This window comes from Streptomyces sp. NPDC019396 (assembly GCF_040632375.1).
Classification (GTDB): domain Bacteria; phylum Actinomycetota; class Actinomycetes; order Streptomycetales; family Streptomycetaceae; genus Streptomyces.
In genome coordinates, this window is sequence record NZ_JBEYBS010000026.1 from 60,054 (window position 1) to 72,097 (window position 12,044).

General features: G+C 70.8%; 12 protein-coding genes. 3 read left to right on the forward strand and 9 right to left on the reverse strand.

The features are described from left to right. Window positions 1-2: 2 nt before the first annotated feature. The 6 genes from ABZ532_RS26050 to ABZ532_RS26075 all read right to left on the reverse strand — a co-directional run bounded on the left by ABZ532_RS26050 (window position 3) and on the right by ABZ532_RS26075 (window position 7,298). The gene (locus ABZ532_RS26050) at window positions 3-719 is read right to left on the reverse strand and encodes a DUF177 domain-containing protein (RefSeq protein WP_361288481.1); all 717 of its coding nucleotides are present in this window, start codon (window positions 717-719) and stop codon (window positions 3-5) included. A gap of 76 nt (window positions 720-795) precedes the next feature. Further along, a complete protein-coding gene (locus tag ABZ532_RS26055; protein WP_361288484.1) occupies window positions 796-1,923 on the reverse strand; it encodes a cell division initiation protein in 1,128 nt (375 codons plus the stop codon). Between the two features lie 129 nt (window positions 1,924-2,052). Then, a complete protein-coding gene (gene coaD / locus ABZ532_RS26060) occupies window positions 2,053-2,562 on the reverse strand; it encodes a pantetheine-phosphate adenylyltransferase (RefSeq protein ID WP_361288487.1) in 510 nt (169 codons plus the stop codon). Next, entirely contained in the window at window positions 2,559-3,143 is a 585-nt protein-coding gene (rsmD, locus tag ABZ532_RS26065) for a 16S rRNA (guanine(966)-N(2))-methyltransferase RsmD (RefSeq protein ID WP_361288490.1), read from the reverse strand. The genes coaD and rsmD overlap by 4 nt, the downstream gene beginning before the upstream one ends. 95 nt (window positions 3,144-3,238) lie before the next feature. Beyond that, the gene (recG, locus tag ABZ532_RS26070) at window positions 3,239-5,380 is read right to left on the reverse strand and encodes an ATP-dependent DNA helicase RecG (RefSeq protein ID WP_361288566.1); all 2,142 of its coding nucleotides are present in this window, start codon (window positions 5,378-5,380) and stop codon (window positions 3,239-3,241) included. A gap of 328 nt (window positions 5,381-5,708) precedes the next feature. After that, entirely contained in the window at window positions 5,709-7,298 is a 1,590-nt protein-coding gene (locus ABZ532_RS26075) for a DAK2 domain-containing protein (RefSeq protein ID WP_361288569.1), read from the reverse strand. A gap of 288 nt (window positions 7,299-7,586) precedes the next feature. Between ABZ532_RS26075 and rpmB the strand changes: the two genes are divergently transcribed. After that, window positions 7,587-7,772, forward strand: coding sequence for a 50S ribosomal protein L28 (gene rpmB / locus ABZ532_RS26080; protein WP_003957616.1), 186 nt, complete (start codon window positions 7,587-7,589; stop codon window positions 7,770-7,772). Between the two features lie 280 nt (window positions 7,773-8,052). Here rpmB and thiD read toward each other — a convergent pair whose 3' ends face one another. Together thiD and ABZ532_RS26090 are read right to left on the reverse strand one after the other, a co-directional pair. Continuing rightward, a complete protein-coding gene (gene thiD / locus ABZ532_RS26085; RefSeq protein WP_361288494.1) occupies window positions 8,053-8,859 on the reverse strand; it encodes a bifunctional hydroxymethylpyrimidine kinase/phosphomethylpyrimidine kinase in 807 nt (268 codons plus the stop codon). Further along, window positions 8,856-9,818 (reverse strand): thiamine-phosphate kinase, encoded by a 963-nt coding sequence (locus ABZ532_RS26090; protein ID WP_361288497.1) that lies wholly within the window; start codon window positions 9,816-9,818, stop codon window positions 8,856-8,858. Before ABZ532_RS26090 ends, thiD begins: the two co-directional genes overlap by 4 nt. Before the next feature lie 212 nt (window positions 9,819-10,030). Between ABZ532_RS26090 and ABZ532_RS26095 the strand changes: the two genes are divergently transcribed. Both ABZ532_RS26095 and ABZ532_RS26100 read left to right on the forward strand, forming a co-directional pair. Then, window positions 10,031-10,264 carry an Lrp/AsnC ligand binding domain-containing protein gene (locus ABZ532_RS26095; RefSeq protein ID WP_017947604.1) on the forward strand — a complete coding sequence of 78 codons (234 nt, stop codon included), beginning with the start codon at window positions 10,031-10,033 and terminating at the stop codon, window positions 10,262-10,264. A 23-nt stretch (window positions 10,265-10,287) separates the two neighbouring features. Continuing rightward, window positions 10,288-10,782: a DUF3515 domain-containing protein gene (locus tag ABZ532_RS26100; protein WP_361288571.1), complete on the forward strand. Its 495-nt coding sequence runs from the start codon at window positions 10,288-10,290 to the stop codon at window positions 10,780-10,782. 73 nt (window positions 10,783-10,855) lie between these two features. Here the strand turns inward: ABZ532_RS26100 and ABZ532_RS26105 are convergent, their stop codons facing one another. Further along, a complete protein-coding gene (locus ABZ532_RS26105; protein WP_361288500.1) occupies window positions 10,856-12,028 on the reverse strand; it encodes a D-alanine--D-alanine ligase family protein in 1,173 nt (390 codons plus the stop codon). Between the last annotated feature and the right edge of the window lie 16 nt (window positions 12,029-12,044).

Genomic DNA, 12,044 nt, shown 5'->3' on the forward strand with positions numbered 1-12,044 from the left:
GGCTACTTCTCCTGCTTCTCGGCGGCGCGAGGTGATCGAGGCGCGTCGCCGCTCATCTTGTCCTTCTCGCCGGTTCCCAGTGAATCGGCGAGTCCCTGCAATGCCGCCCAACGGATGTCGACGGCGTCGTGGTGGTGGTCCGGTTCGTCGTTCAGGCTGACCCCGCACTCGGGGCACAGTCCGGCACAGTCCTCCCGGCACACCGGCTGCATCGGCAGTGCGAGCACCACCGCGTCACGCAGCACGGGCTCGAGGTCGAACAGGCCGTCCTCGAGGAAGATCATGCCCTCGTCCTCGGCGTCGTCGCCCGGCTCCGCAGCGCGGCTGCGGCCCCGGTCGTCGGCGTCAGGGTACGAGAACATCTCCTGGAAGTCCGCCGCAACCTTCTGGCGCAGCGGCTCCAGACACCTTACGCACTCCCCCTCGGCCCGGGCACGGGCGGTGCCCGTAACGAGCACCCCTTCCATGACGGACTCAAGGCGGAGCTCAAGCTCCACCGGAGCGCCCGCGGGCACCCCGATCACCTCTTCGATGCCGAACACCGGCGCGCCGGGCGCCTCAACCGTGCGGGTCAGCCGCTGGAGCGCACCAGGACGCCGGCCCAGCTCATGTGTGTCGAACACGAGCGGGTTGCGATGGTCAAGGCGGGCGTTCAGGGCGCTTCCTGCTTTCGGGTCGTGCGTCTGGATCAAGAGGGGGCCGCGGTTTCCGCGCAGCATCGAGCTGCACGCACACGCGACCGAAGAGCCAGGATACTGGACCGTTCGCTGTTGGCCCAATCCGGTCCGTGCAGGGTCAGCGGCCCTGCTCGTAACGTCGCAGCTGTTCCAAGTCGATCATGCTCGTGTCGAAGAAGCTCGTCTCGTCGAGCTGCGGCTGCTGGGCCTGGTGGCCCTGCTGCTGTTGGTCCTGCTGCGGAGCCTGGTGGCCCTGCTGCTGGTACTGCTGCGGGTCGTAGCCGTACTGCTGGGCGTAGCTCTGGTCGTACTGCTGGGCGTAGCCCTGCTGTGCGCCGTAGGCGCCGGTGGCGTACGGATCCTGCTGGTAGGCGTACGGGTCCTGGGGCTGGCCGCCGTAGACGGGGTCCGCGGGATACGGTCCGGCCTGGGCCGGGATGTGGACGGGCTGCTCAGGCCGGGCCTGCGGGTGCGGCTGTGCCTGCGGATTCTGCTGCTGCGCCTGCGGACCGGCGAGCTCGGCGAGCCCTGCGAGATAGTCCGCGTCGCTGGTCGACGTGTGCATGTCCGCCGCGTCCTGGGCGGCCATATGGGCTCCGAGCTCATCGGTGGCGATCCGGCCGTGCAGTTTCTGCCGACCGCGGCCGACCGCCTCCAGGGTCTTGCTGAGCACCGCCTCGAAGGCGCCGAGCTTGGCGTCCACATAGTCGTCGGCCCGCTGGATCAGCGTCTGCGGATCGGCGCTGTACTCGGGCGCGTCGTCATCGGCCGGGTCCACGTAGCCCTGTTCGCCGAGCCCCGGGGCGCGGCCGAGCAGCTTCTCGCGACCGCGGTCCACGGAGCCGATGGTCTTGTTGAGCACGACCTCGAAGTTGGCGAGCTTGGAGTCGACGTACTCATCGGCCTCCGCGCGGATCTCCGAGGCCTCCCGGCGGGCCTCGGCGAGAATGCGGTCGGCTTCCTCCTGCGACTGCTGGGCGATCTGGGTGCCGGAGATCATGGAGCCACGCTCGGTGTGCGCGGCCTCGATGATCCTCGCGGCCTCCTGGCGGGCATCGGCGACCATGTGCTCACGGCCGCTGATGAGCTCCTCGGCCTGGGCGAGCGAGCCGGGCAGGACCTCGCGCACCTCCTCGAGCATGGCGAGCAGCTCGGCGCGGTTGACCACGCACGAGGCCGACATGGGCATGGACCGGGCGTTCCCGACCACCTGGACGATCTCGTCGAGCTTCTTCTGCACGTCCACCGTGTGCTCGCCACTCTCTACACAGTCACAACAGCCGATTGCCGGTTAGGAGCCGGACGGGTCGACTGTACGGCCAGTCGGCCGGGGTCCGACACCTCATGAAGAACAGTCAGCGCGAGGGCCGCGACGTCACTTCGCCGGGAGGCGCTCGGTCAGGGCCGCGAGCACCAGCGGCGGCACCAGGTGGGACACGTCGCCGCCCCAGGCGGCGACCTCCTTGACCAGGGAGGACGACAGGAAGCTGTAGGTCGGGCTGGTGGGCACGAACAGCGTCTCGACGCCGGAGAGCCCGTTGTTCATCTGGGCCATCTGGAGCTCGTAGTCGAAGTCGCTGACGGCACGCAGGCCCTTGACGATGGCGGGGATGTCCCGCTCCTTGCAGTAGTCGACGAGGAGGCCGTGGTACGCCTCCACCTCGACGTTCCCGTACTCGGCGGTGACCTCACGGATCAGCTCGATTCGCTCGTCCACGGTGAACAGGCCTTTCTTGGCCTGGTTGATCATCACCACGACGTGCACGACGTCGTACAGCTTGGAGGCTCGGGCGATGATGTCGAGGTGTCCATTGGTGATGGGGTCGAACGACCCCGGACAGACGGCGCGGCGCAACTGAAGTCCCTCGCTCTCCGGTCCGGTCATGGTGCGTCTTCGCACGTAGAGGCGGCGCGACCGTACCAAAGCGTTCCTTCGCCGTAACGACGGGCCCTCAGCGGTTCGATGCCGTCCGGCCAGACGAACTCGCCGCCTCTGGTGCTGCGCTCCACGGTGACGACGGCATCGTCCGCGAGCCAGCCCCCTGTGCGGAGTGTGAGGATAATCTCGCGAAGATCATCGTCGGTCACGGCGTACGGGGGGTCCAGGAACACGATGTCGTACGGGTCGCCGGGCGCAGGTCCCTGGACGATCTGCTCGGCCCGGCCGCTGCGGACCTCGGCGCCGGGCAGGGCGAGCGCCCGTACGTTCTCCCTGACCGTGCGGACGGCGCGGTTGTCGGCCTCCACGAGGAGGGCGTGGGACGCGCCGCGGGACAGGGCTTCGAGCCCGACGGCGCCCGAGCCCGCGTAGAGATCGGCGACCCGCACGCCCCGCAGGGTGCCGAGCAGCGACTCCCAGGTGGAGAAGAGGCCCTCACGCGCCCGGTCGGAGGTCGGGCGGGTGCCGTTGCCCGGCGGTACGGCCAGGCGACGTCCGCCGGCCGCACCGGCGATCACGCGGGTCATCTGGGTCCTTCTCGGCGCTCGTCTCGGTACGGTCACCTCCACGATATGGGCTCAGCTCCGGTCCGCTGTCCCTGGCCACGCCACCGACGGCCGGGTCAGCCCTTGTCCAGGTACTGCTCCCGGTCCTCGTCCAGCAGTGCGTCCAGCGCGCTGCGCAGCTCAGGGAACCCTTCCAGGTCCGGATCGGCGGCGACCACCGACACGGCCTCCTCGCGGGCGGCGGCGATCACGTCCTCGTCCTCGATGACGGCGAGCACCCGCAGCGACGACCGGACGCCGGACTGCGCCTGGCCCAGCACATCACCCTCACGGCGCTGTTCGAGATCGATGCGGGACAGCTCAAAGCCGTCCAGCGTGGCCGCCACCGCGCCGAGCCTGGCACGGGCCGGGCTCGCCTCCGGCATCTCGGTGACGAGCAGGCAGAGACCTGGGGCGGAGCCGCGGCCGACACGGCCACGGAGCTGGTGGAGCTGGGAGACACCGAACCGGTCGGCGTCCATGATCACCATGGCGGTCGCGTTCGGCACGTTCACCCCCACCTCGATCACGGTCGTGGCCACCAGCACATCCACCTCGCCCGCGGCGAAGCGGCGCATGACGTCGTCCTTGTCGTCGGGTGCCATGCGGCCGTGCAGCACCTCCACCCGGAGGCCCTTCAGCGGCCCCGTGGTCAGCTGCTCCGCCACGTCCAGCACGGCGAGCGGTGGGCGCTTCTCCGCGTCGTCACCCGGCTCCGCCGATTTCGACCGCGCGTCCGCGGACTGGTCCACGTCGTCCCCGATCCGGGGGCACACCACATACACCTGGTGACCGCCCTCGACCTCCTCGCGCACCCGCTCCCAGGCCCGCGCCAGGAAATGGGGTTTGTCCGCGGCCGGAACCACGTGCGACGCGATGGGCGAGCGCCCGGCGGGCAACTGGTCCAGCACGGAGGTGTCGAGGTCCCCGAACACCGTCATGGCGACCGTGCGGGGGATGGGGGTGGCGGTCATGACCAGCAGATGAGGCGGCTGCTTTCCCTTGCCGCGCAGGGCGTCGCGCTGCTCCACGCCGAAGCGGTGCTGCTCGTCCACGACCACCAGCCCCAGGTCGTGGAACTGGACCTTGTCCTCGATCAGCGCATGGGTACCGATGACGATCCCGGCCTCCCCGGTCACCAGGTCGAGCAGGGCCTGGCGGCGGGCCGCGGCGCCCATGGAGCCGGTGAGCAGCAACACCTTCGTCGCCCGCTCGGCGCCGCCGAGCATTCCGCCTTCGGCGAGGTCGCCCATCATCTCCACGATCGAGCGGTGGTGCTGCTGGGCGAGGACCTCGGTGGGGGCGAGCATCGCGGCCTGGCCGGCGGCGTCCACGACGGCGAGCATGGCGCGCAGGGCGACCATCGTCTTTCCTGAGCCGACCTCCCCCTGGAGCAGCCGGTGCATGGGGTGTTCGGTGGCCAGATCCCCGAAGATCTCGGCGGACACCTTCTGCTGCCCCTCGGTGAGGGTGAACGGCAGCCGCGCGTCGAAGGCGCTCAGCAACCCGTCGGAGGCCGGCCTGCGGGCCACCGCGGGAAGGAGGGCGTCCGCGTGGCGCCGCCGGGCGAGGGCGACTTGGAGCACAAAGGCCTCATCCCACTTCAGGCGGGCCCTGGCCTCCTCGACGTCCGCCTTGCCGCCCGGCCGGTGGATCTTGAGCAGAGCCTCGGGAAGTGACACGAAACCGCGGCCCTCGCGCAGCGCGGGCGGCAGTGGATCCAGCGCCTCACGGGCCCGGGGAAGCACCGCGTCGACGGCCTTGGCGATCTTCCATGACTCCAGGCCCTTGCAGGCGGGATAGATCGGGATCAGCTTCCCTGCGAACGCGCTGACCGCGCCGTCGCCGCTGTCGGTGCCATCGGAGAACAGGCGCTCATAGCTGGGGTGGGAGAGCTGGAGCTTCCGGTTGAACACGGACACCTTGCCGGCGAACATCGCGCGGCTGCCCGGTGGAAGGTCCTTGTGCGGCTTGTGGACGCCCCGCCCGAAGAACACGAGCTGGAGCCGGCCGCTGCCGTCCGTGATCGTGATCTCCAGACGCTGTCCCCGTCCGCCGTTGAACTTGTGCACACGTGCGTCCGCGACCTGGGCCACCACCGTGACGTGCTCGTCCAGCGGGAGATCGGCGAGGCGGGTCAGCTGGCCGCGCTCCTCGTAGCGCCGTGGGTAGTGGTGCAGCAGGTCGCCGACGGTGTGCAGGCCGAGCTGCTCGGCCATCACCTTGGCGGTGGCCGGGCCGAGGCTGGTCTTCAGGGGTTCATCCAGTGCGAGGTGTGCGGACACCGGTCCATTGCACACCACGGCACCGACAGCCGTCGCGTACCGGGGCCTCACGGTGTCGGGTCAGCTCTTGGCGTGCCCCATGCCGGCCGGCATCGCGGCCGCGTGGTGGGCGGTTATGCGGTGAGCCCGCACCCCGTGTGCTGGGCCTCGCGGTGCGGGGCCCTGTGCTCCGCACCGCGGCGGCGTCCGGGGCGTCCCGTCCCCAAGCGCCGGCAGGGCTTGGGCTGTCGGGTTCGCCCGACCCCGCGGTGTCGGCGAAGGGCTACTCCACGCCGATCATCAGAGGCGCGCCCGCCCCGCCGTGGATCGCCGTGTCCACCGCCAGGTGCCGCCTGCGGACATGCGCCTCCAGACGATCCGCCAGGCCGGGCGGGGCATCGTCGGGGAGGACGAGGGTGACCAACTCGCCGCCCGCGGAGAGCATGCGGTCCAGGACCGTCTCGGCCGTCGATGCGAGGTCCTCGCCGATCACCGCGACATCGCCGTCGATCAGGCCCAGTACGTCCCCCGCCTGACAGACGCCCGCCGAGGTGAAGGACTGCCGCTCGGCGACGGCCAGTTCGCCGTAGCGGGTGGCGCCCGCCGCGGAGGTCATCGCGACGACGTCCTCGTCGAAGCGGCGGGCGGGCTCGTGGACCGCGAGGGCCGCGATGCCCTGGACCGCCGACCGGGTGGGGATGAGGGCGACCCGGACGCCCTCCGCGCGGGCCTGTTCCGCGGCGGCTGACGCGGTGTGCCGCAGCTCGGGGTCGTTGGGCATCAGCACGACCTCGCGCGCATGCGCCCTTCTGATCGCCTCGACGAGTTCGCCGCTCGCCAGGGGCTCGCCCGGCCGTGCCAGCACCGTGGTCGCGCCGGCGGTCTCGCAGAGGGCCGCGAGGCCCTCGCCGGGTACCACGGCCACGACCGCCCGCTGGGCCGGTTCACGCGACTCGGCGGGCGAGGGCGTGTCGAAGTGGGTGATCCGGATCCGGTACGGACGTCCCGCCTCGACGCCGGCCTCCACGGCCGCACCCGCGTCGTCGACGTGTACATGGACGTTCCACAGGCCGTCGCCGCCGACGACGACGAGAGAGTCCCCGAGGCCGTCGAGGCGGGTCCGGAGCCGGGCCACCGCCGAATCCTCGGCCTCCAGAAGGTAGATCACCTCGAAGGCGGGTCCGCCGTCGGCGCAGGGTTCGGCCACCACCGGGTGGGCCGGGGAGGCGAGGCGCGCCGCCGGGAGCCTCACCGGCGTGTCGCCCGTCACCGCCTGCACGAGCGCGCCCAGCACCGCCAGCAGCCCCTGGCCGCCGGCGTCCACGACACCGGCCCGACCCAGTACGTCGAGCTGCCGGGGAGTCTCCCGCAGTGCCTGGCGCGCACCTGCGTAGGCGGCCGCCAGCGCGGCCGGGTCGTCGTCATCGGGGACCGCGGCGCTGCCCGCCGCCGTCGCCACGCTCAGGATCGTGCCCTCCACCGGGTGCGCGACGGCCTCGCGCGCGGACCGTGCGGCCCGCCGCAGGGCCGCGGCCACCCCGCCTCCCTGCTCCACCAGCACTTCGGTCATGCCCCGCAGCAGCTGAGCCAGGATGGTCCCGGAATTACCCCGCGCGCCGATCAGCGCACCATGGGCCATGGCACGCATGGCATCTCCGAGACCCGGCGCAGCGGACGCACCGGCGAAGACCGCGTTCACCGCACGTGACGCCGACTCGACGGTGAGATACAGATTGGTGCCGGTGTCCCCGTCCGCGACCGGATAGACGTTGATCGCGTCGAGCTCCTCGCGCTCGCGCCCCAGCGCCTCCAGTGCCAGTACGCACCAGGTGCGTACCACCAGGGCGTCGAGTACCCGCCCGTCTCCCGCCACCGGCTCTGCGCGAGGCCCTGCGGGCTCCTTGGGGAGCCCGTCCTGTTTCGGCAACTGTCGTCCTCCTTAGAGCGGCCGGCTGCGCATCGCAGGGTAGACCCGGTCCGGACCAGGGCCGGGCGGGGGGCGAGGGGTGCCATGGTAGTTTCGTTGTACGGGAGCAGCCGTTGTATGCTGCTCCGGTTGCCCGATGAAAGTCGGGCTATTCCCCCGGCAAGCCACTTCAGATCCCTGATTCCGGCACGCCGGATTTCACTGTAAGTGCATCTGAAGTCTTTGGAGTGACCCGTGGCTGCCAACTGCGACGTCTGCGGCAAGGGGCCGGGCTTCGGCAACAACATTTCGCACTCGCACCGCCGTACGTCCCGTCGCTGGAACCCGAACATCCAGCGCGTGCGTGCCGTGGTCGGTCGGACGCCGAAGCGGCTCAACGTCTGCACCTCGTGCATCAAGGCCGGCAAGGTCTCGCGCTAACCGCGACGTTTGTCGTAGCGCAGCCTTCCGGTTGCCTTGAAAAGCCGGTCCACATGACGTGGACCGGCTTTTTGCCGTCCCCGCACGGCTTCCCGGCGCGGCTGGTGACGTGACCGTGCGAAGTCAGGTCCGGTGCGGTTCGCCAGCGCCTCAAAGCGGTTCGCCAGCGCGTCAAGAGGCCGCGGGACACGCCGTGACCCGCCACGACGGACCCCTGCCCGGGACTTCGCCTGCCACCGCTGAGGACCGCGGGTGCCCCACCGACTCTGGGGCGGAGCGCTCAGCGAAACCGCCAGCCGTGGTCGACCGGCCCGATCCCACCGCCCAGCGCGTATCCCGCGGCGATGGCGCCGGTGACGTACTCCTTGGCCGCGTACACGGCCTCGGGCACCGTGAGCCCCTTGGCGAGCCCCGCCGCCACGGCGGACGCGAGTGTGCAGCCGGTGCCGTGGGTGTGCCGGTTGTCGTGGCGAGGGGCACGCAGCCAGTGTTCGTCCGTGCCGTCGGTGAGCAGGTCCACGGCGTCGCCCGCGAGATGCCCACCCTTGATCAGGGCCCAGCGCGGCCCGAGGTCGAGCACCGCGCCAGCCGCGCACCGTAGGTCGGACTCGTCCGCCACCCGGACTCCGGTGAGCTGGGCGACCTCGTCCATGTTCGGGGTGGCCACGGTCGCGGTCGGCAGGAGCTTGCCGCGTACCGATTCCAGCGCGGACTCGGCGAGCAGCGGGTCCCCGTGCTTGGAGACCCCGACCGGATCGACCACCACGGGCGCGTCCGTGGCGGACAGCAGTTCGGCGACGGCCTCCACGAGTTCGGCCGACGCCAGCATGCCGGTCTTGACCGCGTCGACGCCGATGTCGTCGACGACGCTGCGGTACTGCGTGCGTACCGTCTCGGCCGGAAGCTCCCAGGCGTCCTGCACCCCGCGCGAGTTCTGGGCCGTGACCGCGGTGATGACGCTCATTCCGTGCACGCCGAGCGCCAGCATGGTCTTGAGGTCGGCCTGGATACCGGCCCCGCCGCCGGAGTCGGATCCCGCGACGGTGAGCACCCGCGGCGGTGCCTGGGGGGCGGGCTCCACTGTCACGAACCTTCCCCGAAGTGGTCCCAGCCGCCCTTGCTGGTCCAGGGCGCCCCGTCCACCGTCACCTGGGGCAGCGCGGACGGGTTGAGCACCTCGCCGATCACCTTCCAGCGGGCGGGCAGTTTCGCGTCCGGGGGGAAGGTCGCGACGATGGCGTGGTCCTCGCCTCCGCTGAGCACCCATTGCAGCGGGTCGACCCCGACGGCCTGGCCGATGTCGTTCATCTGCGTGGGGATGTCGATGAGTCCGGAGCGCAGGTCGATACGGACCTTGCTGGCCTCGGCGATATGGCCGAGGTCGGCCACCAGTCCGTCGCTGACATCGGTCATGGCGGTGGCACCGAGCCCGGCCGCGGCGGGCCCCGCGTGATACGGCGGTTCGGGCCGGCGATGGGCCTCGACAAAGGCGCGGGGCGAGCGGAAGCCGCGTGAGAGCACCGCGTGCCCCGCGGCGGACCAGCCCAACCAGCCCGTGTAGGCGACGACATCGCCGGGCTGGGCGCCGGCCCGGGTCACCGGGTCGTGGTTGCGCAGATCGCCGAGTGCGGTGATCGCGACCGTGATGGTGTCGCCGCGTACGACGTCTCCGCCGACGACCGCGGCCCCCGCGACCTGGCATTCGTCGCGGATCCCGTCCATCAGCTCGGTGGCCCAGGTGACGGGCAGGTCGGCGGGCACGACCAGGCCGAGCAACAGCGCTGTCGGCACCCCTCCCATGGCCGCGATGTCGGCGAGGTTCTGCGCCGCGGCCTTGCGGCCCACGTCGTAAGCGGTCGACCAGTCGCGCCGGAAGTGCCGTCCCTCCAGCAGCAGGTCGGTGCTGGCCACCACCCTGCGGTCGGGGGCGGCCACCACCGCGGCGTCGTCGCCGGGTCCGAGACGTACGGCGGGGGTGGAGGTGAGGCGGGAGGTGAGCTCCCTGATGAGCCCGAACTCCCCCAGCTCGCCCACGGTGCCCTTCATTCCTGTGCTCCTTCTGCCCCAGTGCGCTTGCGGTCGCGAGCCGTCACTGCTGTCGGTACGGTCGAGTAGGCCGAGCAGCCGGTCAACTTCTGTGCTGTGTGCGCCACGCTGCGCGCACCTCGGAGCGCGCAGGTCTCCCCGCGGCCTGCGGCGACGCGATACCGTGGCGTCCCTTCTCCCCACATGATCCTCGTGGCCGCCCTGGAGGTTCCGTGGTACAGGCGTACATCCTTATTCAGACCGAGGTGGGCAAGGCGTCGACAGTCGCCGACACCATCTCCAAGATCCCGGGGGTGATCCAGGCCGAGGACGTGACCGGCCCGTATGACGTGATTGTGCGCGCCCAGGCCGACACAGTGGACGAGCTCGGTCGCATGGTGGTCGCCAAGGTCCAGCAGGTGGACGGCATCACGCGAACGCTGACCTGCCCGGTCGTGCACCTGTAGCCCCCGTCTACGCTTGGCCGGTGATGTCCTCTCACCGGCTTGCCTCCCTGCCCGCCACGGCCGCAGTGCTGCTGGCCGTCGCGGGCTGCTCCGCGGACGCCCCCGCGGTCGCGGTGCCCACGCCCCCTCCGCAGGAGACGGCGTTGTGCCGCGCCCTGCACAAGGCGCTCCCGGATTCCGTGGCCGGAGTGGAGCGCCAGGACCCCGAACCGCGCTCCCAGCTGACCGCCGGGTGGGGGGACGCCGCGATCGTACTGCGCTGCGGTGTCCCCCGGCCCGCGGGGATGAGTGATCCGCAGGGGCAGGCGGTCGAGGTCAACGGCGTCAACTGGCTCGTGGAGGAGCGCGAAGGCGACGGTCCCCGCCTCACCACGGCGTCCCGTAGGACATATGTCGAGGTCACACTGGGGAAGCAGTACGCCCATGACCTCGGGCCGCTGACGGATCTGGCGGAATCGGTGACGAAGACGGTCCCGGGGCTCTTCACCGAGGAGCACACAGGACACGGGAAGCATTGAGAGGCTTCCCGTGCGAAACGATTCTGCATGAACCGTTCCGCACGGTACGGATCAGCGCGGTCCGCTCAGCTCGTCAGCGCAGCCCGGTGGAACGCCGCAGCGCCGCCTGGATCAGACGGTCGACGAGCTCCGGGTAGCTGATCCCGCTCTCCTGCCACATCCGGGGGTACATCGAGATCGGCGTGAAGCCGGGCATGGTGTTGATCTCGTTGATCACGAACTCGCCGTCCTCGGTAAGGAAGAAGTCCGCGCGGACCAGCCCCTCACAGGACGCGGCCTCGAACGCCGCGACCGCGAGCCGCCGCACCTCTGCGGTCTCCTCGTCGGTCAGCGGTGCCGGCACCAGACCGTCGGCCGAGTCGATGTACTTGGCCTCGAAGTCGTAGAAGGCGTGCGCGGACACCGGTGGGATCTCGGCGGGCACGCTGGCGCGCGGGCCGTCCTCGAACTCCAGCACTCCGCACTCGATCTCACGTCCGCGCAGCAGCGCCTCGACCAGGATCTTGGGGTCGTGCCGCTGCGCTTCCTCGATCGCCTCGTCGAGTCCGGAGACGTCGTCGACCTTGGTGATGCCGATCGAGGACCCCGCACGTGCGGGCTTCACGAAGAGCGGCCAGCCGTGCTCGCCCGCGAAGTCGATGATCTTCTTGCGCGCGGCGGAAGGATCCTGCACCCACTCACGGGGCCGGATGACCGCATACGGGCCGACCGGCAGGCCGAAGGAGGTGAAGACCCGCTTCATGTACTCCTTGTCCTGGCCGACGGCCGAGGCGAGCACACCCGAGCCGACGTAAGGGACGCCGGAGAGCTCCAGCAGGCCCTGGAGGGTGCCGTCCTCACCGTAGGGGCCGTGCAGCATCGGGAAGACGACATCGACCTCGCCGAGCGCCTTGGGCACGGAGCCGGGCTCGTTGTAGACCACCTCGCGGCTGGCGGGGTCCACGGAGAGGGCGACACCGCCCTCGGTGGATTCGGCGAGCGCGGCGACCGACGGCAGCGTGCGGTCGGCGATGGCCATCCGCTCCGGGTCGTCGGTGGTCAGCGCCCAGCGGCCGTCACTGGTGATGCCGATGGGCAGCACGTCGTACTTGGTGCGGTCGATGGAACGCAGCACGGCACCGGCCGTCACGACGGAGATCGCGTGCTCGGAGCTACGGCCGCCGAAGACCACCGCGACACGCGGCTTGCGGGACGCCTCGCCTTGCTCGGAGGGAAGGTCGGGGCTGTGGAACGGGTTCTCGCTCATATCGCGACGAGACTAC